The sequence below is a fragment of the Clostridium pacaense genome (genome assembly GCF_020709765.2).
GTDB classification, from domain to species: domain Bacteria; phylum Bacillota; class Clostridia; order Lachnospirales; family Lachnospiraceae; genus Enterocloster; species Enterocloster hominis.
This window is the reverse complement of sequence record NZ_JAJFEB020000001.1, coordinates 140,425-161,935: the sequence shown is the minus strand read 5'-3', so window position 1 is coordinate 161,935 and position 21,511 is coordinate 140,425. Positions and strand designations below refer to the sequence as shown.

21 protein-coding genes are annotated in these 21,511 nt (G+C 49.7%); 3 read left to right on the top strand and 18 right to left on the bottom strand.

Annotated features, from left to right (window positions below; all coding sequences use genetic code 11):
* Positions 1-15: 15 nt before the first annotated feature.
* From LK536_RS30390 to LK536_RS30360, 7 genes are all read right to left on the bottom strand, one after another.
* Complete coding sequence (locus tag LK536_RS30390) at positions 16-540, bottom strand: GrdB-related putative oxidoreductase (protein WP_025487292.1); 525 nt, start codon at positions 538-540, stop codon at positions 16-18.
* A gap of 114 nt (positions 541-654) precedes the next feature.
* Positions 655-1,986 (bottom strand): PTS cellobiose transporter subunit IIC, encoded by a 1,332-nt coding sequence (gene celB, locus LK536_RS30385; RefSeq protein ID WP_227794835.1) that lies wholly within the window; start codon positions 1,984-1,986, stop codon positions 655-657.
* Positions 1,987-2,042: 56 nt separating this feature from the next.
* Complete coding sequence (locus LK536_RS30380) at positions 2,043-2,363, bottom strand: PTS sugar transporter subunit IIB (RefSeq protein WP_007864812.1); 321 nt, start codon at positions 2,361-2,363, stop codon at positions 2,043-2,045.
* 58 nt (positions 2,364-2,421) lie between these two features.
* Positions 2,422-2,760 (bottom strand): PTS sugar transporter subunit IIA, encoded by a 339-nt coding sequence (locus LK536_RS30375; RefSeq protein ID WP_025487291.1) that lies wholly within the window; start codon positions 2,758-2,760, stop codon positions 2,422-2,424.
* Positions 2,761-2,912: 152 nt separating this feature from the next.
* Positions 2,913-4,835: a BglG family transcription antiterminator gene (locus LK536_RS30370; protein ID WP_227794834.1), complete on the bottom strand. Its 1,923-nt coding sequence runs from the start codon at positions 4,833-4,835 to the stop codon at positions 2,913-2,915.
* Positions 4,836-4,859: 24 nt separating this feature from the next.
* Positions 4,860-5,954, bottom strand: coding sequence for a DUF871 domain-containing protein (locus tag LK536_RS30365; protein WP_227794833.1), 1,095 nt, complete (start codon positions 5,952-5,954; stop codon positions 4,860-4,862).
* Positions 5,955-6,076: 122 nt separating this feature from the next.
* Complete coding sequence (locus LK536_RS30360) at positions 6,077-6,334, bottom strand: HPr family phosphocarrier protein (protein ID WP_008725843.1); 258 nt, start codon at positions 6,332-6,334, stop codon at positions 6,077-6,079.
* Between the two features lie 210 nt (positions 6,335-6,544).
* Here LK536_RS30360 and LK536_RS30355 point away from each other — a divergent pair, with 210 nt between their 5' ends.
* On the top strand, positions 6,545-7,270 hold the full coding sequence (locus LK536_RS30355) for a tRNA lysidine(34) synthetase (protein WP_008725844.1): 726 nt from the start codon (positions 6,545-6,547) through the stop codon (positions 7,268-7,270).
* A 59-nt stretch (positions 7,271-7,329) separates the two neighbouring features.
* Here the strand turns inward: LK536_RS30355 and LK536_RS30350 are convergent, their stop codons facing one another.
* From LK536_RS30350 to LK536_RS30340, 3 genes are all read right to left on the bottom strand, one after another.
* Positions 7,330-9,306 (bottom strand): LCP family protein, encoded by a 1,977-nt coding sequence (locus tag LK536_RS30350; RefSeq protein ID WP_227794832.1) that lies wholly within the window; start codon positions 9,304-9,306, stop codon positions 7,330-7,332.
* Between the two features lie 41 nt (positions 9,307-9,347).
* Entirely contained in the window at positions 9,348-11,171 is a 1,824-nt protein-coding gene (locus tag LK536_RS30345) for an NlpC/P60 family protein (RefSeq protein WP_227794831.1), read from the bottom strand.
* 153 nt (positions 11,172-11,324) lie between these two features.
* Positions 11,325-11,567 (bottom strand): hypothetical protein, encoded by a 243-nt coding sequence (locus LK536_RS30340; protein ID WP_025487286.1) that lies wholly within the window; start codon positions 11,565-11,567, stop codon positions 11,325-11,327.
* Positions 11,568-12,112: 545 nt separating this feature from the next.
* Between LK536_RS30340 and glmS the strand changes: the two genes are divergently transcribed.
* Together glmS and LK536_RS30330 are read left to right on the top strand one after the other, a co-directional pair.
* On the top strand, positions 12,113-13,939 hold the full coding sequence (glmS, locus tag LK536_RS30335; RefSeq protein ID WP_008725852.1) for a glutamine--fructose-6-phosphate transaminase (isomerizing): 1,827 nt from the start codon (positions 12,113-12,115) through the stop codon (positions 13,937-13,939).
* A gap of 134 nt (positions 13,940-14,073) precedes the next feature.
* Positions 14,074-14,622, top strand: a complete 549-nt coding sequence (locus LK536_RS30330) for a DUF4367 domain-containing protein (RefSeq protein ID WP_227794830.1) — start codon at positions 14,074-14,076, stop codon at positions 14,620-14,622.
* A gap of 83 nt (positions 14,623-14,705) precedes the next feature.
* On the opposite strand, the gene LK536_RS30325 is transcribed toward LK536_RS30330, so the two are convergent.
* The 8 genes from LK536_RS30325 to LK536_RS30290 form a co-directional block, all read right to left on the bottom strand.
* Positions 14,706-15,344, bottom strand: coding sequence for a cytidylate kinase-like family protein (locus tag LK536_RS30325; RefSeq protein WP_008725857.1), 639 nt, complete (start codon positions 15,342-15,344; stop codon positions 14,706-14,708).
* A gap of 196 nt (positions 15,345-15,540) precedes the next feature.
* On the bottom strand, positions 15,541-16,452 hold the full coding sequence (locus LK536_RS30320; RefSeq protein ID WP_025487283.1) for an RluA family pseudouridine synthase: 912 nt from the start codon (positions 16,450-16,452) through the stop codon (positions 15,541-15,543).
* A gap of 5 nt (positions 16,453-16,457) precedes the next feature.
* Complete coding sequence (lspA, locus tag LK536_RS30315; RefSeq protein WP_008725860.1) at positions 16,458-16,970, bottom strand: signal peptidase II; 513 nt, start codon at positions 16,968-16,970, stop codon at positions 16,458-16,460.
* Positions 16,967-18,064 (bottom strand): 3-dehydroquinate synthase, encoded by a 1,098-nt coding sequence (aroB, locus tag LK536_RS30310; RefSeq protein ID WP_227794829.1) that lies wholly within the window; start codon positions 18,062-18,064, stop codon positions 16,967-16,969. The genes lspA and aroB overlap by 4 nt, the downstream gene beginning before the upstream one ends.
* 118 nt (positions 18,065-18,182) lie before the next feature.
* Positions 18,183-18,692: a cell division protein SepF gene (locus LK536_RS30305; RefSeq protein ID WP_008725865.1), complete on the bottom strand. Its 510-nt coding sequence runs from the start codon at positions 18,690-18,692 to the stop codon at positions 18,183-18,185.
* Between the two features lie 85 nt (positions 18,693-18,777).
* A complete protein-coding gene (locus LK536_RS30300) occupies positions 18,778-19,458 on the bottom strand; it encodes a YggS family pyridoxal phosphate-dependent enzyme (RefSeq protein ID WP_008725867.1) in 681 nt (226 codons plus the stop codon).
* A 32-nt stretch (positions 19,459-19,490) separates the two neighbouring features.
* Positions 19,491-20,891 (bottom strand): biotin/lipoyl attachment domain-containing protein, encoded by a 1,401-nt coding sequence (locus LK536_RS30295; protein ID WP_008725869.1) that lies wholly within the window; start codon positions 20,889-20,891, stop codon positions 19,491-19,493.
* Between the two features lie 168 nt (positions 20,892-21,059).
* Complete coding sequence (locus LK536_RS30290) at positions 21,060-21,479, bottom strand: hypothetical protein (RefSeq protein WP_008725872.1); 420 nt, start codon at positions 21,477-21,479, stop codon at positions 21,060-21,062.
* Positions 21,480-21,511: the final 32 nt, after the last annotated feature.

The following is a 21,511-nucleotide window of genomic DNA, read 5'->3' as shown; positions in this document are numbered from 1 at the left end:
TCCTCATCCAATGAATTATTTAAAACAGAATGTATTCTTAAGTCCGGTTATGTCTTCTCCGTCAGCCAGTGCCTTAGCCATGGTGCACATGTTCTTAAGGGCGTCGTTCAATCCCATTCCGCCCTTCTTCGGGGTTTCCACAATGGCTACCTTATCCTTGTAGGCCGCGATTGTCTCCGCATTTTCCACGGACATGGCTGCAAATGCCTTTGCATCGGTGGTTGCATTGATATCACAGGCAACCTTTGCGCACATGGCTGCATAGTCCGCATAGTTAAAGGCCGGTCCGCACATGACCACATCTGGCTGAAGCTTCTTAACCATGGCGCAGAGCTTGCGGCTTACTTCCTCCGGGTCTGCAAGATAGGTCCCGTTGCCGCAGCACAGGCATGCTGCCACGTGCCCATCCACCTGTTTTAAGAAGGGTTCCATCATGACCGCGGGACCGATAGGCTCCTTTTTTCCTGTAAGGGGAACCATGGTATCGTCCTTTGTGCCAAGTCCTGACTGAATCTGGTCATATATCATAATTATCTTCATATCATACACCTCTTGTTTATATAACGGGCCTGCACAAAAGGTACAGGCCCGGCATGTTAATGGAGTCACAGGTTTACTTGTTACATTCATTTATCATTCATGAAGGACTGCGTCCTACAGGTCATCAAAGGAAAGGTCATCGAAGTCGATGTCATCGTCGTCCTTGCTGTCAGCGGCCTTGGCTTCGTCCGCCAGATACTGTTTATCCATCATCTTGATGAATGGCATGTAGATGAACACGCCCAGGATCAGGAGCAGCAGCTGGAGCACGGCGCCCTGCCACCCTGTTGCCAGGAAACCGGAAAGCACGACCGGCATGGTCCATGGAATCGCAACGCCGGAACACAGGGGAACCAGGCCGATGCTCATGCATACATAGGAAATAACAATGTTGATGGTGGGCACCAGCATGAATGGAATCAGGATCATCGGGTTCAGCACAATGGGAAGGCCGAATACGATAGGTTCATTGATACCGAACACGCCTGGAATCAATGCCAGCTTGCCAAGTTCCTTAATACGTTTGGAATGGCAGAATAACAGCATGGCAATTAACAGTGACAAGGTGGAACCGCAGCCGCCGAAGGTGGCAAACAGGTCCTGGAACTGCTGTGAGATGATATTTGGCAGTGCCTGGCCGGCCTGGAATGCAGCCAGGTTGTCGGCGGACAGTGTCTGCAGGATCGGGTTGAACACCGCGCCCACCACGGAACCGCCATTTACCCCGAAGAACCAGAAGAAGTGCAGGAATATATAAGCGATTACCATGGCCGGAAGCGTGTTGCCCAGCTTTAACAGCGGTGTCTGAAGGATGGTGAAGATAAAGGTAAATGCATCCCTATATGGAGTCATGGCAAATACGATGTTGACCACAAAGAACACCAGCACTGCCACGCCTGCGGGAATCAGGGCTGAGAAGGATTTGGATACGGTGGGCGGCACGCCGTCAGGCATCTTGATGACCCATCCCTTTTTATTCACCCATGCATAGATATGCACGGACAGGAACGCCACGATGATACCGACGAAGATTCCCTTGGAACCAACCCATCCCAGGGGGATGCCGGTTACGGTTGTGTCGCCGGATATGATTTCATACGGCATGATCAGGAACCAGCATACCATGGCGATTGCGGCGCCGAACAGTTTATCCACGTCCATCTGCTCTGCAAAGGAATAACCGATGCCGATAACGGCCAGGATTGCCATGATGGTGAAGGTGGCGTCTGTTGGTTTGGAGAAGTAGGAGGTCCAGTTCTCACCAAAGAACCTTGCCCAGAAATTGCTCCATCCCGGAATCGGGAAGTTGGCAATCAGCAGGAAGAAGGAACCTACAATCAACAGTGGCATGGATAAAAGGAAACCGTCACGGACAGCTATCAGATACTTATTCTTACCGATTTTCTCTGCCAGCGGCATGAGTACGGACTCTAACTTACTTAACATTTTCTATTCCCCCATATCAGATATTTTTATTGTGCGCCTTGGCGCCGGATGGTTCTTTATTTCGCTGACTTCATCAGCTTGATGGCTGATTTGAGGACTTTTTCGCCGTTCATCATACCATAGTCGGTCTGGTCAATTACCTGAATCGGGATACCTGTGCTGCCGTACTTTTCAACAATCTCGGCATAGCGGTATTTAACCTGGGGCCCTAACAGGATGACATCCGGATGCTTCTCATCGATGATCTGACCAATCTTGCCGTCCGGAAATGCCTCTACCTCGATGGGAAGGTCATGGGAGTTGGCAACACCCTGCATCTTGCTTGCCAGCATACTGGTTGACATACCTGCGCTACAGAATAAATATACACGTTTCATTATAAAATCCTCCTTATGTCCTCATTCTTTATTATGGTTGTTTTTTTATTTTTAATGATTATTTATTTTCCAGCTTCTTTTCCAGTTCAATGATACGCTCATAGCTGGCAATCATTTCCTCGGCAATGATCTTAAAACTTTCCGCGCTCATCAGCTGGTCTTCCGCGTGTACCAGGATAAGGGAGCCGCCTACCTCAACGCCCTGTGCTTCCTTTTGGATCAGCTCAAAGTGTGCCTCATGCCCGACTAAGAACAGCTTCTGTCCTTCCTCGATGCATTTTCTTGCCCCGTCAAAATCCCCCGTCTTTGCTTTCTGGATTCCTTCAATGTAGCTGGAACGCGCAGCGCCTACATTGGAAATGATCTGAAAGCATGTCATCTCTAATCCCTCTACCATAATGCTACCTCCTGTTTGCTGTTTTGCTTAAAATCGTAAATGAGAAAATGCAACAAAACCGTCTGTTTGCTGCATCTCTTATTAAGTTGCCTTTATTATAAGGCCTTTATTCAGTTTTTTTCATTAATCGGATTTCCTAGCTGTTAGGAAATTCAACCCATTATCCTGTCAATAAATTCCTCATAGGTGCAGGACGACACTAATTTTGCCAGCTCCTCAGGCCGGTTCACCACATTGCTGACCCAGTCAAAGAAAATCTTAATCATCCGCTCATCCCCTTCGTTGATGGCAAAGAGCATGACCAGGCCCACATCGAAGTTCCCCCAGCGGACCGGGCTTTTCAGCTGGGCCACCGCAATGGTGGAATGGCTGGCAAAGGCCCCGAAGGCATGGGGAATCGCAAATGCATTCACAAAGGAGGTGGGCGACATCTGTTCCCTTTTAAGTACGATATCCTTGAAGTCCGGCTCCACGATGCCTTCCTTTTCAAGGCCGCGGCACAGCAGGCGTATGATTTCCTCCGGCGTCCCAAGGGTCACGTTTTCATGGAAATGCTCCTTGCGTATCAGGCTGCCGATATGGGAGGTGAATTCCAGCTGGAACTGTTTCTTGTCCAGCTTATTGACCGCCTGGAGGATGCCTGACTCTGTCTCTGAATCCACAAACAGGTTGATTGGGACCGTCGGCACATCCAGCTTGTGTTCCAGGGGAAATGTGGTCAGTATCAGATCCGGGTCCAGGGAGGAAACCGTCTCCTCCTCGAAATAGCGGAAAATCCCAACCACCTCCACCCTCTCACGGAACATTTCCGATATCTTCTTCACACACATATCGGAAAATGTCTGGTTATGGGGGATGATCATGATGGTCCTGTACTTCCTGACACTGTTGATGCGCTCGCTGGCAGCGCCCAGATGGAGGGCAATGTAGCAGGATTCCACCTCGGATATGGAAGCCTCCAGTTTTTCCTCCAGAAGCTCCACCACATAGATGCCCATATCGAACACCAGAGGGTATTTGCGCTTGATTTCCTCCACGAATACATCCTGCATATGGGCTTTGGCCTTGACGCGGTCTATGAGGCCGTGGATGTGCATCTTAAGCCCGGCAATCAGGTCCCCGTCCTCCCGGAAATCCAGTCCGAACAGGGAATAGATCCCATCCAGGGCTTCGGCAACCAGCTTTTTCGTATTCAGCCATTTCCCTTCAAAATTCACAAAATCACTTGTATAGTTGGAGGCCCGCTTGCCCATGATGACCAGGGCGAACATCCCCACCTCGCCGTCATGGACCTCGATGTGGAGGCGTTTTGAGATACGGTCGAAAAAGGTCATGGAAATCTGGTATTCAATGGTATCCTCAAGGCCCTGGGAGCCGTTATCCATATTCACATAATTGGCGCAGTTCATCCGCTCAATGCTTGTGCCTGCGTGAAGGATGACCATGGGGAACATGGACTCGTGGATGGAGTAATCATATTCCTCCAGCACATCCACAAAGATATCCTTGACCGCAATCAGGTCAAAGCTTTTATAAAGGCCCGCAAGCAGGTTCATGTTGAGGAAATTCTCCTGTACCTCAGCCACAAGCAGGTCCCTGTAAAAACGCCGTTTGCTGGCCTCATCCCCTTTTAGGGAAATACATTCCCTGTTGCGTACCAGTTTCAGGTTGGTGTAAGGCTCCAGCATCCTGCGTATGCGCTTGAGATCATTGTCAATGGAATAACCGCTGACAAAAATCTGATCCTGAAGAGAGACCAGGTTCAGCTCCCTGGTCTCAAACAAAAGCTTCTGTATAATGTATATACACCGTCCCCCCGGGGTCTGGGGGACCTCCGGCCCAAGGTTCTTTTTCTCCGGCACAGGAATACTTGTCCTGGCGTCCTCCATAACACGATAACCCTGGCGCACATTGGATTCAATGGGCGCCGGGGTTATCCGTTTGTTGATAGCCTCCACATCAGAGCGGATGGTCCTGTCTGATACTCCAAGGAGGCCGGCCAGCTGCCTGCTGGTCATCCAGTCCCCTCTTTCTGAAAGTATGGCAAGCAGCTGTTCCTGTCTCACGTTCTGCATGGTTAGACTCCTTATCTCTTTTGCTTATGCTTTGCAGAAGGCAAATACCTTCCACGGTTCTACATAATTTAACAGCACATGCTCGTATTCCGGCAGATGTCCGATGACGTTCTTGCGTCCGTCATTGGGCATATCCTTAAGGACAATGTGCAGTTCACCTTTGTACTTCAGGTACCCGTCATTTAAGATGACCACGTCCCCGCGCTTTAAGTCACGTGTGTTGGCAGCGGGAACCGGTTCATCTGCAAAGGTAACCCTTGGCCATGTGGACCGGATCATGTACTCGCTCATATCGCCCCGTACCACGTGCCTTGGTCCATAATCCAGGATTTTCTGCTCTGTTTCAGTCAGTTCCTTCTCAAGGACCAGCCCAAAGGTCAGTATGCTTGGGTTCACGGCCGCACAGGCCTCCAGCTCCTCGTCGGAAGCATAGGCATTGGCCACCAGCACATCATCCACCATTCCTGTGGCAAACAGGTGGCGCGCCTGGAAGTCCATGGGCAGGCCACGGTGCATCTCAAGGGTGCAGAGGCCTTCGTTAACCGGCCATGGGCCGTAGGTTCCCTGGTTGTTGCTGGATATGAATGCAGCCACCGGCAGGTGCATGGACTTCATCTTCATGTTGCATTTGTTGAAATGCTCCAGGCTCAGGCCCGTATACTGCTGCGGATAAAAGTTATGGCAGGTAACAAGTTTGGACCGGTCCGGGTGATGGTCCATGATATTCTCCACATAGACTAACTGTGTGCTGGCATTCAGTTCTATCTTAAGCCCCTGTGGATTATAGGTCATCAGGCTTTCCTTCATGCCGTCAAAGCCCTCGTCCAGACGGATGCCGTCCACGTGCATCTCTTTAAAAATGGACAGATCCTCATAGGAAATCCCCATCCTGGAAAATACGGCCGGGCTTACATCCGGGATGATTTCCATGCCGCACCCATGGGCCGTGTCTGCCAGCTGGCAAAACTCTCCTACCACTTCTTCCCTGCTCTTATTCCCCACGCTCAGCAGGCAGGTAAAGACACGCTTGTATCCAAGGCTTCCTGCCTTCCTTATATATTCCTGGTCACGCTGGGCAGTAGAATGCTCCGGATAAACGGAAATACCTAATCTTGCCATAATAAATACCCCTCTTTCTTAATAAGACTGTTTCCCAGTCCTGTTCTATCTGGTATGCTATATATAATATAACCAATTACCAGAAAAAAGAGAGGTAAATATATTTCCTAACAGCTAGGAAATCATAAAATTGTGCGAAGCAGGCCCTGTAGGAATCCGGCTGCCTGTCCCTCGTCCGGTCCTTCCACCTGCAGTTCCAGGCTCTCGCCCTGGCGTGCGCCCAGGCTCATGAGGGACAGCACATTCTTACAGTCAGCTGTCTTTGTTCCGCTTTTCAGGTAAATGCTGCTTTCATAACCGGAAGCCGCGCGGCACAGGCTCATGGCATTGGTTGCATGGAGGCCCTGTCTGTCTGAAATAACATATTTGTAAGTAATCATCTTATCATCATCCTTTGTTTTTCCTCCCCTCATTTTAACATAGTTGGGGAAAGTGCACAAGGGTTTATGGGATGGGGTGGAATCACCCCACAATGATTGGAATAGGATTTCTTGACAAGATGACGGGTATGTATGTAGAATAGAGGGGTTAGTATATGCGGAATTACGGAATTGTCTGGAAAGATAACAGTTGGAAGGAAAAATGACAGGATGAAACTTCAGAGACTATTAAGCCTGACGAGACAGGCGCTAGATAAGTATGATTTGATTGAGGACGGGGACAGGATTGCAGTGGGGGTGTCCGGGGGAAAGGACAGCCTGGCGCTGCTGTATGCGCTGCATCATCTGCAGCGGTTTTATCCCAGGAAGTATGAACTGTGTGCGGTTACGGTGGATCTGGGATTAGGGAACATGGACCTGGAACCGGTCAGGGAGCTGTGCGGGGAGTTTGGCGTGCCCTATACGGTAATCCCCACTGAGATTGGAAAGGTCCTATTTGATATCCGCAAAGAATCCAATCCCTGCTCCCTCTGCGCCAAGATGCGTAAGGGCGCGCTGAATGAAAAGGTAAAGGAACTGGGATGTAATAAGATTGCCTATGCCCACCACAGGGATGATGTGATTGAGACCATGCTGATGTCCCTGTTTTATGAGGGAAGGTTCTATTCGTTCTCACCTTACACCTACCTGGACCGCATGGACCTGACGGTCATACGCCCCTTCCTGTTTGTGACAGAGGCGGATATCGTTGGATTCAAGAATAAATATCAGCTGCCCGTGTGCAAGAATCCATGTCCAATGGACGGATATACCAAGAGACAGTACATTAAGGATCTGATCAAAGAGCTTCAGAAGGATAATCCCCATCTGAAGGACTGTATGTTCCATGCAATCCTGGATGGGAATATAAAGGGATGGCCCCAGGCGGTTAAGTAACGCCTGAGGCCATTTTTATGATCATTCATCCCTGGATCATATCGGGATATACGGTTTTATCATACTCCTGGTCCGGCTTCGCCTGGTCCGCCGGAATTGTTTTCTGAGCCTCCAGGACCTCCAGGACCCGTGGTTCCTGCTTCCAGCGGCTGGGTTGGCTTCACAGCAGGCTTTGTATCGTCCTGTGCGCCCGGGCCGCCTTCTTCCGGAGCAGTGGTTCCTTCTTCCGGCTTATCCGGTTCCTTGGAAGGCTTTGTCACACCCGGGCCTACCTCTTCTGTTTCCTCTGGCTCCGTTGTCTCTGCCTCTGTCGTTTCAGGCGCTTTTGTTGTTTCTTCCTGGGTGCTCTCTTCTACGGTTGTTTCCGGCACTGTTTCAGGAGGGGAGGTCTGGACCGGCACCTGGCCTCCGCCGGACGCACCGCCGGATGATCCGCCGGAGGAACCTCCCCCGGAAGGAGCTGCCTTGCCCTCCTCATATAAGCCTGTTTCTTCTGAGATATGGGCACTGATCTTCTTTACGGCTGAGGATGGACGGTAGCTTGTATCCTCCCCATACAGGAACTGGTGAAGCATCACCACATTGCTCTCCAGGGTGGTGGGGATGACGCAGTCCATTCTTCCCACCCTCATGGTCTGTCTGGAGAATGGGAACCCGGCCGTGTCGCCGATGTGGTATTTCTTAATATCCTTTACCAGCGGGATTACATCATTTACCCCAACGCTGGTGGAAATCTGCGGGATCATATAGGTGACCAGTGAGGTCAGTGTGGCTGCATCCGCCTGTTTTGCTTTCTCAAGCGCCAGCATGACAACCTTTCTCTGACGTTCCGTTCTCTGGAAGTCCGTATCCATGAGCCGGAGACGGCTGTAGGCCACTGCCTGTACCCCGTCCAGGTGGTTGGGGCCTGCCTGGGCCAGCTGGACGGAACCGATTCCCGTGGAGTTGACGGTTTCCGTAATAAATGCATTGATGTATTTAAATTCAGCCGGGGTAATATCAATATCGATACCGCCCAGGATATTGATTGCCTCAGCAACGGATTTCCAGTTGAAGGTGGCATAGTCGTCAATTTTTATATCCAGGTTCTCTTCTAGGGCGGCAACCCCCTGTTTCTGTCCGCCTTTAAAGTATGCCTCGTTAATCTTGTGGTAGGTTCCCTCTGAATTGATTTTCAGATAGGTGTCCCTGTATACGCTGACCAGCTTGATTTCACCGGTTGAACGGTCTATGCTGCATATCATCTGTACGTCAGCCAGTGCATTCTTCGTATTGCCGTCCCTGCTATCCACGCCAAACACAGCTATGTTCCATATCCCGGTAGGCCTGTGGATGAACAGCCATGCCCCATATGCGATGAAGGCCGCCAGCAATATCAATAAAATGCTTTTTAACCCTCTCTTCTTCCTTTTTTTTGCCATCTGTCCCTGTCCCCGCCTTCCTGAGGCGTTGCGGCTCCTTCCATTGCTGTCTGCATGAATGTCGTCATATTGCCTGCGCTGCCCTGTTTCTGCCGTGTACGCTGTCTGGCGTGCAGAACCTTTACCCTTGTAAGCGCTGCTGCCTGCAGCGGTCCTGGCAGTCTTACCGGTGCGGGAAGTATGGGCGGATGACGGGATGCGTCCGTTGGGCTGTCTGTATTCCTGTTCATCCTCCAGGATGATGCCCCCGGACCCATCCCCGTAACCATACTCATCCCTATAACCTTCCCCATCCCCGTAATCATACTCGTCCCCATAACCTTCCCTGTTCCGGTAACCATAATCGTTCCCGTAATCATAACCGGCCTGGTCATGGCGGTTCTGGCGGCGTTCTCCGTGGCTGTAAGCATCGCGCCCGTATTCCTCCTGCCCGAACTCCTCATCATAATAGTATTCCTCATCGTAATGGCTGCGGCTGCCGTACCCCTGTTTCCCATTCCTGGGAGGAGGTACCTGCCTGCCCGCTGCCGGGCTGGAAGCTGAAGGGCCGCGTCTTGTCCCTCTTCTGTTCCTGGCACGCATACGTTCCAGCTCATCATCATCATTGTAATTCATGACACACACCTCATCTATCTTTCTCGTTATGTTTATCCGGCCTACTCAAGGATGCGCCGGTAGCTTTGCCAATCCGATGCAGCAATCCCAACTTCCACGTTGTTCACATTGCCGCTGGTTTCCTGGATACACAGCATCTGTCCGTCTGCCGCCCATCCAAGGAAGATGACCACATGGGCGGAGGGGCCTGTGCGGATACAGATATCGCCCGGAACCAGCTGATCCTTTGTAATGGCCCTGCCGCTGGAAATCAGGGTACCTGTGCTTGCAGCTCCCAGTCCCCTGCCAGTAACGGACCAGTATACCCAGTTAATCCACCCGGAACAATCCAGGCCTTTCAGGAAACGTCCGTCCTCATCCTGCGCTGTGACGGAACCAAAGTCATTGCCCGTGTACCCTGGTGAACTGGGCTTACCGCCCCAGTAGTAAGGGATTTTCCCAACAGAGGAAAGGGCATAGCGGACAAAATCCTTCTTTTGCTGGCTGGCATCTTCCGGAACCATGGTCATGTAAATGTCTATCTCAGCAGATGTCAGTGGATTGCGCACAAACAGGTCCGTGGTATTGATACCGTATGTCTGGTACCAGTCCTGTCCGCTCAGATAGCGGACCTGCTCCATCGCAGGTTCATCCCAGCCCTTCCAGCTCCCCTGTCCTGCTGCGCTGCCAGCCTGTTGGTCAGATTGGAAGAGTCCGTTGGCTTCTGTAATCCCTTTTACCGTGATGTTGATGGAAAAGTCTATATGACCGGGGCATGGATTCACCGGGATTCCTGTTCCATCTGTGGTGTCCGGCACGGCTTCTGCCTCCGCGCTGATTGTTTCACCCGGCCCTTTGCTGTTGTGGTTGGAATCTGATGCCGAAGTTGCCGCATGATCGGTCATCTGCCCTGATGCCGCAGTTGCCGCATTGTTGGTCGTCTGTCCTGATGCTGCAGTTGCCGCATGATCGGTCATCTCTCCTGTTTTGTCAGCTGTTCCGGCATCACTGGCCGCCTGTTCTGCCCCGACGTCCTCCTCTGCTTCCGATGATGATGGGGACGATTTATCAGCTGACTGTTCATGGTCCGCTGCCTCCCCGCTTTCTGAAGCAGCCGGATTCAGGGGTGTACCGTCTGCCGCAGATACATCAGTGGATATTTCCTCATGTTCCAGACAGCTTCCGTCACAGTAATAGATTTCCCCCATATGTACCGAATAGCTGTGGGAAGCTTTCCACATATCCGAGACATATGCCTCCAGCTGTCCTGAATCATTCAGGACGCCATGATAATAAAGGATATTTGCCATGGAAACAATGTTCCTTGCATTAGAAGTACTGTCGGAGGCCTGTCCGTCCCCATCCAGGAACTGCAGGTTCACATTTTTAAATTCAGGAATCACCCCGGAAGGGGTTGTCACTGTCTCAACCGGAAGTCCTAACAGCGCTGCCAGACGTTCCGGTGTATAGTGATATAAATCATATATTCCGGAGGACCACTTGGCATCCAGTCCGGCCAGCTGGTCATAAAGCCGGCCAGCATAACTGTAGGAGGGCTGGGAAGTATCAGCCCCATCCTCATAAAGATAAGCCAGGTTTAAAATGTCCGGGCTCATCAGGACGGCATTGGAAGGGGTGGCATCTGAATAGGATGCGGATGGCGGAAATTCAAAATGTGGGGTACCATTCAGTGTCTCTGCTGTGGAAGGTGTGCCTATGGCCGAAGGCTTTGGGGCAGGCGGCAGACTAAGCTGCCCAAAACGCCTGCCCATTGTAAATGACAGGAAGCAGCCTGCCAGGAACACAAGGGCCAGGGCACATGTTTTATATATGCTTTGTTTATATGTATGAAATAGTTTCAGGAAATTCTGTATTATATCTCGCATTGTTTTATAATCCTTACCGTCACAGGTATCATATGCAATTACACCGTTCCCCATTATATCATACGGACAAAAGAAAAAATAGAACAAAACTCTTAAAGAATCATTAATTAAAGTACCTTAATAAGACAACCATTTAATGATATCCGCTGCATCTCACCTCAATCCTTCATCCGCATATAGATTACATAGCATATAACACGCTTCGTACGCTTCCCTGTTCTCCTCTTTTGGATTTTCAATGCATTTTCCTAAAGCCAGCATATACTCTTCCATGGCCCACAGGGAACGCCTGATCCTGTCCTGGTTATCTATCCGGTTTACCTTTATCAATGCCACTGCTGATATGACTGCCGCCAGGACTGTGGCCGCACTCTTTAAAAGTTCAACATGATCCATAACATCCCCCTCCTTATATTGTTTCTATCATACACCGTATTTCGACAAAATAAAAGCCGTATTTCCTCAGGAGGAGGTCCAAAAGGAGCACAGATTGGAATAACCATCTTTACCCTGGTCCCGCATAACACCCAAAATATGGTTGACGCATAAAATAGAGTGAGATATAATAATCCCAATCTATTTAGGAGGAATAGGGACCCATAGCAAAGCTAAGCGCCATGCACCTTTTACCGGGACCGTGAACAGCAGGACAAATGCTGCCGGTAAGAAGGTTAACGAGGTGGAGAGATTATCGAGATATTCGGCGGGTACTCTCCCATGCCGTCCGGGCGTGTGATATGCTGTTAAATATGCGGGTAACCGCAAAACAGAGGCAGCATAACCGGAAAAATTTTTCAAAAACAGAATTACGGATACGAAAGAACTGTCCTGCGGTGACAGCTTATTTTTGTGCGGCCTTTTTTGTGCCGCGCCATGTATCATTCACGTCTATGTGACATTTACTTGTAAACTAATTGAGAAAAGAAAGGCGGAATCATATTATGTGTGGAATCATTGGATATACAGGACCATTAGAGGCCAGGGACCTGCTTTTAAACGGTCTGGCAGGGCTGGAATACAGAGGCTATGACAGCGCCGGGATTGCTTATTTTAATACGGCATCCCAGGTCAGGATCATTAAGAACGTGGGCAAGGTGGCTGCCCTCAGGGAATGTGTCAAAAAGACCGCGGAGGTGTCACACTGCGGCATCGGCCACACGCGCTGGGCAACCCATGGCGGTGTGACGGATAAGAATGCCCATCCCCACAGGGCGGGCCAGGTAACCCTGATCCATAACGGTATCATAGAGAATTACCACCAGCTTACAGAAGAATATGGACTTGGGGATAAACTGGTATCCCAGACCGACAGCGAGGTGGCTGCCTGGGTTCTGGATGCGGTGTACAGGGACTGTCGCCACGACCCGTTAGCTGCCATCGGGGCATTTGTAAAGAAACTGGCTGGTTCTTACGGCTTCTGCATCCTTTTTGATGACCGGCCAGGGGAAATATATGCAGTCCGCAATGTAAGCCCGCTGGTGGCCGCCTACACCCGTTCCGGGGCCATCATTGCCTCCGACCTGACAGCGCTTATCTCCTACACAAAGGAATATTTTGTAGTGCCCGAGGGACATATTGTCCGTCTGACCCCTTATAAGGTAAGGGTATATGACATGGATTACAACCGGATTGAGCCGGAAATGCTGGAGGTCAGCTGGAACATGGACGCGGCCATGAAGAACGGCTTCCCCCATTTCATGCTGAAGGAAATCCATGAACAGCCGGAGGCACTGAGGAACACCATCCTTCCACGCTTGGCAGGGAACCTGCCGGACTTTACCGCGGACGGTATTCCGGATGAGCTGTTCCTGGATTGTAACCAGATACGCATCATTGCGTGCGGAACAGCCATGCACGCCGGGATTGTGGCTAAGGCGCTGATGGAACCCCTTCTGAGGATTCCGGTCACGGTGTCCATTGCATCGGAATTCCGGTATGAGGACCCTCTGGTGGACGGGAAAACCTTGGCAATCGTCATTTCCCAGTCCGGCGAAACCATTGATACGCTGGCTGCCATGCGGCTGGCACAGTCCCTTGGGGCGCCTGTACTGTCAATTGTCAATGTGAAAGGTTCCACCATTGCCAGGGAAAGTGATCATGTATTTTATACCCACGCCGGTCCGGAGATAGCGGTTGCCAGCACAAAAGCCTACTCTGTCCAGCTGGCCGCCCTCTACATGCTCTGCTGCCGCATGGCCCTTACCAGGGGACGCTGCACCAAAGCTCAGGCCGGGCAGTTCATGGAGGACCTTCTGGCGGTGATTCCGGCCATGGAGGCAATGATTGGCCAGTCGGACCATATCAGATCCTTTGTACGCCACCTGATCCGTGAAAGGGACACCTTCTTCATCGGAAGGGGACTGGACTATGCCTTTTCCCTGGAAGGCGCACTGAAGCTGAAGGAAATATCCTATATCCATGCCGAGGCATATGCTGCCGGTGAATTAAAACACGGGACCATTGCCCTGATTTATGACAATGTGCCTGTCATCGCAATCGCCACCCAGGACCACGTATTTGCCAAGACCATTTCCAATGTCAGGGAGGTGAAGGCAAGGGGGGCTTACGTAATCCTTCTCGCAAAAGAGCAGGCCCAGCTGGAGGACGGCGTTGCGGATATGGAGCTGCGGATACCGGATCTGGAGGACCGGTTCACCGTATTCCCCATTGCCGTTGCCCTTCAGCTCATTGCCTACTATGCATCCATCGGCAAGAACCTGGATGTGGACCAGCCAAGGAACCTGGCCAAATCAGTTACCGTGGAATGATTCCATTGGGGCGCTATCCCGCCCCAATCCTCTCTTTTTCAGATCCATGCTGCCTTTAGATGTGGCTTAGAGAATCATCTGCTATAGTTACAATCATAGGAAATGATTCAACTATTAATAAAGGAGAGTTAAACATGAAAAAGAGAATCGCTTTATTTTTACTTACAGGTGCCTGCCTGATGAATACGGTGCCCTGCTTTGCATCCCAGTCCGTCAAGGTCAGTTATGTGGGTTCCCAGGGAACAGAATACTCAACGCTGCCGGACAGCGGGACCCTGCAAAGAGACGCGGGATTCAAGCCAAAGGCTCCGGCCGCACTGGCGGGAGGCTATCAGTTTGACAGCGGAAGGATTACGGAATCATTTGATATGGACGCAGACGGCGCTCAGGTCAACAGGCAGAAAGGCATCAACTTCCAATATGTGAAACAATCCGGCAGCACTGCCAAAACGGTCACCCTGTCCGCGGAACCGGCATCCGGCCAGTCCTTTTCAAAAGATTCCACCCTTGTGGAATATGGGGAAATGAATCTGTATTACAGTACGGACCAGGCCAACTCCATATCCTGGATGGACGGGGATGTTTACTATATGCTTATGGACATCAAAAAGTCTGTCTCAAAAGATGAGCTGACGGCAATGGCAAAACAAATGATTGACATGGACACAACTTCTGCCCAATAAGGGTACATCATCCTGCCATCAAAAAGATGCTGCCGCACCAAACTGGATTGGTACGGCAGCATCCGCTGTTTTCATATCTGATATTACTTCTGTTTGTTCCACGTCTGTTTCACTTTTGCAAAATTCATGATTACGTCCACTGCGCCGTCTGCCCCCACCTTGCTGCTGTTAATGCATAAATCATAGCTGCGCGGGTCGCTCCACTTTTTGTTGGAATAATAATTATAGTAGTTGGAGCGCTGCTTGTCGGTTTTAATCATGATATCCTTTGCCTTGGATTCGTCCACCTTGTAAAGCTCCTGAAGACGTTTCAGCTTATCCTTGTCATCTCCTGTGATGAACACGCTTACCACATTAGGATAGTCCTCCAGTGCGTAATCCGCGCAGCGTCCGACGATAACGCAGGAAGCCTCGTCTGCCAGTTTCTTGATGGTATCAAACTGTGCCAGGAATATCTTGTGGTTAATGGGCATATCGGAATATCCGGATGCGGTATATCCCATGGAATAGGAATCCATTACCAGGGAATACAGGAAGCTGCTGGTGGGTCGTTCATCGTGTTTCTCAAACAATTCCTCGCAGAGGCCGCTGTGCTTGGCTGCCATGGCTAACAATTCCTTGTCATAGCACTTGACCCCCATCTTCTCAGCCAGCATCTCGCCTATTAATTTTCCTCCGCTTCCACACTGTCTGCCAATTGTGATAATAAGATTATTTGTCATTCCACATTCCCCTTTCTGCACTCTATGTCATGTTATGAATGAGTCATATTTTATCTATTAAGTATTATAACTCAAAAATTCAGAAAAGTATATAGAAATGCGCAATAAAATATAAAATAACCCAAAACTTTTCGACAAAAGTGACAACTTGTCTGCTACTGTCTCTCTTAATGAGCATTTTATCTCAAAAAGTATTTTATCTCAAATTCCTTAAAAGCCTTTCAAAATACTCGGGCAAAGGCGCGGTGAACTCCATATATTCCCCTGTCCTGGGATGGACGATCCCAAGGACGCCTGCGTGAAGGGTCTGTCCCGTAAGGCCTGGCACCGGGCACTTGGCAGGGCCGTACACCTTGTCTCCTAAAAGGGGATGATGGAGGCTGGCCATGTGCACGCGGATCTGGTGGGTCCTGCCGGTTTCCAGGCGGCATTCCACGTAGGTATATTGTTCAAACCGCCTTAACACCTGGTAGTGGGTGACGGCGTTCCTGCCGTTGTTATAATTGATGCACATTTTCTTGCGCTCTGTCTGATGGCGTCCGATGGGCGCGTCCACTGTCCCCTCATCTTCTTTTATGACCCCGTGGACAATGGCCTGGTATCGCCGGGTGATGGAATGCTCCTTTAACTGGGCGGCAATGGAGTTGTGTGCCATATCATTCTTGCACACAATGAGCACGCCTGTTGTGTCCATATCAATCCTGTGTACGATGCCTGGACGCATGACCCCGTTGATGCCGGACAGCTGGTCCTTGCAGTGATACATCAGGCCGTTGACCAGGGTATGGCTGTAATGCCCTGCCGCAGGATGGACAACCATCCCCTTTGGCTTATTGACCAGTATGATGTCCTGGTCCTCATAAAGGATGTCCAGATCCATGGGCTCCGCCTCAATCTCAGGCTCCACTGCCTCCGGCACATCCACCTCAATATGGTCATCCGCGGTAACCACATAGCTGGCCTTTATAAGCCTGCCGTTAACCAGAACCTGCCCTGATTTAAGGAGCTTCTGGATATAGGAGCGGCTTAATTCGGGGCAGGTTTCGGCAAGGTATCTGTCAATACGCACATCGGACTCCAGGTCCGTGGGATAAAATTCTTGTTTCAAGGGTATTACTCCTTCTTTTTTAATGCAAAGCAGGCCATATCCTCATCCTTGTAATAAAACATGATGAGAAGCACAAGACATGCGGCAGCAATGGTCACATAACAGTCCGCAACATTGAATATGGGAAAATTAATCAGCTTAAAATACAGGAAATCCACCACATATCCCTGGGTCACCCGGTCAATCATATTGCCGACAGCACCTGCACTGACCATCATCAGGCATACGGACAGGGGACGGTACCTCCTGTCTGTGGGCATCCTGAGCATAAGGTAAGCCACAGCCCCCAGCACTGCCAGTGCAATCAGGAAAAAGAACAGCTGCTTTTCCTGCATCATGCCAAAGGCAGCGCCGCGGTTCTCAGAATAAAAGAATTCAAATACACCATCCCAGATAACATACGGTTTACTGCCTTTCAGATGGGCTACTACCAGCCCCTTGGTCCACTGGTCCAGCCCCACCAGGATGATGAATCCGATGACAAAGCTGGCGAGCATGGATTTTTTCTGTTTCGTCATTCCCTGTGTCCTCCTATTATGTCAAATCCAGCCTTCATCTCATTGCCGGTAACGCTTTTGTCCACGAAAGCCTCTCCTATGGCCTTAAGAAGGATGAACTTAATGACACCGGCATCCATTTTCTTATCACTTTTTGCTGTCAGGCTTACATCCTCCCAGTCAAGGCCGTCCACATGGACAGGAAGGCCGAATCCGGCAAACACATCCCTTAACGCAAGGAACTCTTCCTCTGTAATCATTCCCCTTATATGGGAAATATATCCCGCCGCAATACAGCCAAGCCCCACGCAATGACCGTGAAGCATGGTGAAATCCTTCAGTTTTTCAACTGCATGGCCCAGGGTATGGCCAAAGTTTAAAAGGGCCCGCTCCCCCTGCTCCGTGGGATCCTTTTCAACCACATCCTTTTTAATCCGGTTACTTCCATATACCATGGCCTGGCACAGGTCAAGGTCGCGTTTTAATATACCTTCACGGTTATCCACCAGCCACTGGTAGTAATCCTTATCCTTAATAAGCCCATGCTTGATGACCTCCCCCATTCCGGAAGAGAACTGCTCCTTGGGCAGCGAAAGCAGGGTACTTAAGTTGGTGTATACAAAAAGCGGCATGTGGAATGCGCCTACCATGTTCTTATAGGCGTCAAAATCCACACCGGTCTTGCCTCCGATGCTGGAATCCACCTGGGATAAAAGGGTGGTGGGAATCTGGAAAAAACCAATGCCCCTAAGATAAGTAGCTGCTGCAAAGCCGCACAGATCGCCTACAACGCCGCCGCCAAGGGCTGCCAGTACGTCCTTCCGGTCAAAATGTTCCAGGATCAGGTGTTCATACAGTTTCTTCACCGTATCCAGGTTCTTGTTCTCTTCTCCTGCCGGGAATGTGAAAACAGAAACCTGCCTGCAGCAGCCGGACAGGATGGTTTTCACTTCCTCCAGATAAAGAGGCGCCACATTGGAATCTGTCACAATGCATATTTTATGTCCTTCTAATGAAAGACGGTCAGCCTCTTCCTTTAAGCCGGAAAAGGAGGTATCCATCACAATGTCATAAATCGGTTTTCCATCCCTGCACACGTTCATTCTGTCCGCCATATCAGTTTCCTCCTAAAAGCCTGCCTGCGCCGCCCTTTGGCAGCGTGCAGGACAACATAAAATCGGCAGACTCCCATGGTCTGCCGCGTTCACGTCCATATCGTCTTCTTATCCTATCTTATAAACGGATATTAAGTCCTGACACGTCCATACCCATGGCGCCGCCGGCAGCCAGGATATCCTGGAAATCTCCGGATAACTCAACGGAATCAGGGGTTGCAATAAAGATATAATTGGATATCTTCTGCAGGTTGCCGTTCATGGAATAGGTTGCCCCGGAAGTGAAATCAATTATCCTCTGAGCTACCTCTGTATGTATACCCTCCATATTAAGTACCACTGCCTTGCCGGCCAGGAGATAATCACATATATCCCTGGAGTCTTCCATTGAGGTCGGCTTAATCATTGTGACCTCCATGCTGCGTCTCATAGGCACTACTTTGGGATTGGATCTTCCTAAAAATCGTGGCTTGTCCGGTTCCTCTTCGTCATCATATTCCGTACTCTTCTTTGTAAACAGCCCCTTGCGAGGAGCTTCCTCTTCAAAGTCATCGTCCAGGTAGTAATCATCCTCTTCCTCTTCAGGACTTAATCTCATGGTATCCATTAACTTACCTAACAGACTCATTTTACACTCTCCAATCTCTATATGAAGTGTCTACAGGACATAAGGCTGGTTTGCGTATCAAAACAGCATGTCCTGGCCAAACACCTTATCGTACACCAAAAATCCCGGTGCCGACCCTAACCATGGTGGCGCCTTCCTCAACAGCGACTTCATAATCCCCAGTCATTCCCATTGAGAGCACATCCATAGTAACATTATCAATGTTTTTCTTATCTATGTCAACAGCAAATTCAAATAATTTTTTAAAAATTCCGCGATTTTCTTCTGGATTCTCTACAAATGGCGCAATTGTCATAAGGCCCTTGATATGAACATGGGGAAAATCCTTAATTGTCATAATTGCATCTTCTACTTCTTCCAGCATGAAGCCATATTTGCTTTCTTCCCTTGCAACATTGACTTCCAGAAGGATATCCACGTCCAGACCTGCTTTGGCTGCATCGGTTTCAATCTGCTGTGCCAGCCGCAGGGAATCCACGGAGTGGATCAGCACTGCCTTCCCAAGGACCTGGCTCACTTTGTTGCGCTGCAGATGGCCGATCATATGCCAGCGTATATCCTCAGGAAGTTCCGGCTTCTTGGCCACGATTTCCTGTACTTTGTTTTCACCGAAATCCCTGGCTCCTGCGGCATATGCTTCCTCCAGCATGGGCACGGGCTTGGTCTTGCTGACAGCAATCAGCGTGACCGCCTTTGGGTCCCTGCCTGACCGGATGCAGGCCTGTTCAATCCGTCTGTTTACTTCGATTAAATGTTCTTTTATCATAATCCTATCCCTCCGTGTAAAGTTCAGTCTTATTATTGGTATAACAGCTGCCCCTCTTCCACCATGGAAGCATCCAGCACAATATGGTCATAAACAGAAAGGCCATAGGTTGAATTGCGGCGCACCGTATAAAATTCATTGTTGGAATCCAGTATCTCAATCCGTTTAAAAACAGTGTATCCCTTATTGATATTATAAACGCCTTTTAAGGATGCGGTACGTCCGATCTGGTAACGGTCCGGTGAGTCGGGTTTCACAATATAGTCCCCTGCCTTGAAGCCATTTTCCTCACCCATGTCCACGTAATAGAATTCCTCGTCAGAAGAATATATATCCGCAGGGACAAATACCACCGAAGGCCCGTTTTCCGTGTAAACCTCCTTATTGAAACCATTTTCCGAGGTATCCCCGCCCTGGGTAAGATACTCCAGCGGCACCAGGTAAAAGCTTTTTTCCGTCACAGCGCTGACCGGTATCTTTAACCCGTCAGACTGCTCCGTCACAATCTCGAAATTGATGAAACGGTCTGATATGAACTGTTCCATATATTTTGTGAAATCCAGCCTGCCATAGGTGGCGCCGTCCTTTCCGGTAAAGGTGGAATAGGCGGCCGGCGTGTTCATGGAATAATCGCTGAACACGACCCTCAGCCTGTCCTTGCCCGCATACAGGCCTGCATCCTCCTCGGTCAGGGGGAATACGATGGACCAGTTCTCCGAGGTTACGATCTTGTAGGCCGGCATGCCGCTGTCAATCAGGTCACCGGACTTTTTAAGTGTCTTGCTGTACGTTTCCCGGTTAAAGCTTTCGGCTTCAATATCAGCCGTGGTCATGTCCTCGTAGGAGTCAAATCCATAGGAGACCACACCTGATACATCCGTGCGCACCTGCTCAAAGACAGCGCCTGATTCCTGGGCCAGCTTGTCTAACTGGTCCAGAGCGCTGAAACTGGAATACTCCATCACCGCTGCCTCCAGGGAATATCTTGCATCATAAATGGAGGAAAAGTCCTGGTCCTTAAATGAAAGCACAAAGGATGTAAGCTGTTTTTTCAGGTCGGACAGGCTCTCATCCGTAAGTCCGTTACCGTCCTCGGCTTTATCTTTTAATAACTCCTCCAGATTACCTGTCTCATCCAGGGAATATATCCTGCTTCCCACGGAGGCCCGCTTTCCTTCCCTCAGATAATAGTTAATATATCCTGAACGGTCCGCTGTCTTTACCTGCTCTTCCCTGAGGATCAGACCGTTATATGTCCTGTTGTTAACAATTCCTCCGTCTACCACTTCATAGAATTGTATCTTCTCCCTTTTCAAATATGTATATACACTGAATATCAGATAGAGGAAAATGATTGCAAAGATAATCATACCCACATTGATATTAAGCGGCCGCCTGTAGCGGACAACCTTCTTGTTCTTTTTTTTAGCCATGGAACAAGGCCTCTCCTTTTACTGAAATGGAACGATAAACCGGCAGATCTTCCTGCAGGTCCAAATAGCAGCCAACAAATAACTGCCCGCCGCGCCAGGCATCCAAATCCCGGCACGGCAGGCAGCCCTATCACTCCTGTCACCTATCTTATCACAAAAAATGTATCATTACAATGAAATAATCACATCGCCCTTCGCGCAGTCCGGAAGCTCGGCGGCATCCATGGAAATACTCAGGACAAAGGTTACATGATACTTTTCACCGATATTTTTCAATGTCATATATGTATCGGAAATCTCTTCGCCTTCCAGGCATGACAGCTTTAAAAAGCTATCCAGGTACATTGTCTCCAGATCGTGATCCTGGGAAATGATACCACAGATAAATCCTAAAAATCCTTCACTGCTTTTAATTGGGAATTCATTGACATTAATGAGACGGATCTTATTATTTAACTCATACATATGCTGGGCACTCTTATCCAGATATACGACAGTGCCGTTGGCCCCCTTGATTGCTGCATTGGCCATATCTAACAGATGTTTGGTCTTGCCCTTACCCTTTTTTCCCGCAATAATCTGAACCATATGAATCTCCTCCTTGAGTTATATATGTTGTA

Bases quoted from the DNA above. Each gene is read 5' to 3' on its own strand.
- lspA (WP_008725860.1), bottom strand. From the start codon at position 16,970: ATGACGAAACAGAAAAAATCCATGCTCGCCAGCTTTGTCATCGGATTC.
- LK536_RS30360 (WP_008725843.1), bottom strand. From the start codon at position 6,334: ATGATTACTTACAAATATGTTATTTCAGACAGACAGGGCCTCCATGCA.
- celB (WP_227794835.1), bottom strand. From the start codon at position 1,986: ATGTTAAGTAAGTTAGAGTCCGTACTCATGCCGCTGGCAGAGAAAATC.
- LK536_RS30390 (WP_025487292.1), bottom strand. From the start codon at position 540: ATGAAGATAATTATGATATATGACCAGATTCAGTCAGGACTTGGCACA.
- LK536_RS30305 (WP_008725865.1), bottom strand. From the start codon at position 18,692: ATGAGTCTGTTAGGTAAGTTAATGGATACCATGAGATTAAGTCCTGAA.
- LK536_RS30325 (WP_008725857.1), bottom strand. From the start codon at position 15,344: ATGACAAATAATCTTATTATCACAATTGGCAGACAGTGTGGAAGCGGA.
- LK536_RS30345 (WP_227794831.1), bottom strand. From the start codon at position 11,171: ATGCGAGATATAATACAGAATTTCCTGAAACTATTTCATACATATAAA.
- LK536_RS30300 (WP_008725867.1), bottom strand. From the start codon at position 19,458: ATGATAAAAGAACATTTAATCGAAGTAAACAGACGGATTGAACAGGCC.
- LK536_RS30290 (WP_008725872.1), bottom strand. From the start codon at position 21,479: ATGGTTCAGATTATTGCGGGAAAAAAGGGTAAGGGCAAGACCAAACAT.
- LK536_RS30365 (WP_227794833.1), bottom strand. From the start codon at position 5,954: ATGGCAAGATTAGGTATTTCCGTTTATCCGGAGCATTCTACTGCCCAG.
- LK536_RS30350 (WP_227794832.1), bottom strand. From the start codon at position 9,306: ATGAATTACAATGATGATGATGAGCTGGAACGTATGCGTGCCAGGAAC.
- LK536_RS30340 (WP_025487286.1), bottom strand. From the start codon at position 11,567: ATGGATCATGTTGAACTTTTAAAGAGTGCGGCCACAGTCCTGGCGGCA.
- LK536_RS30355 (WP_008725844.1), top strand. From the start codon at position 6,545: ATGAAACTTCAGAGACTATTAAGCCTGACGAGACAGGCGCTAGATAAG.
- LK536_RS30375 (WP_025487291.1), bottom strand. From the start codon at position 2,760: ATGGTAGAGGGATTAGAGATGACATGCTTTCAGATCATTTCCAATGTA.
- LK536_RS30370 (WP_227794834.1), bottom strand. From the start codon at position 4,835: ATGCAGAACGTGAGACAGGAACAGCTGCTTGCCATACTTTCAGAAAGA.
- glmS (WP_008725852.1), top strand. From the start codon at position 12,113: ATGTGTGGAATCATTGGATATACAGGACCATTAGAGGCCAGGGACCTG.
- LK536_RS30295 (WP_008725869.1), bottom strand. From the start codon at position 20,891: ATGGCTAAAAAAAAGAACAAGAAGGTTGTCCGCTACAGGCGGCCGCTT.
- LK536_RS30380 (WP_007864812.1), bottom strand. From the start codon at position 2,363: ATGAAACGTGTATATTTATTCTGTAGCGCAGGTATGTCAACCAGTATG.
- LK536_RS30330 (WP_227794830.1), top strand. From the start codon at position 14,074: ATGAAAAAGAGAATCGCTTTATTTTTACTTACAGGTGCCTGCCTGATG.
- aroB (WP_227794829.1), bottom strand. From the start codon at position 18,064: ATGGCGGACAGAATGAACGTGTGCAGGGATGGAAAACCGATTTATGAC.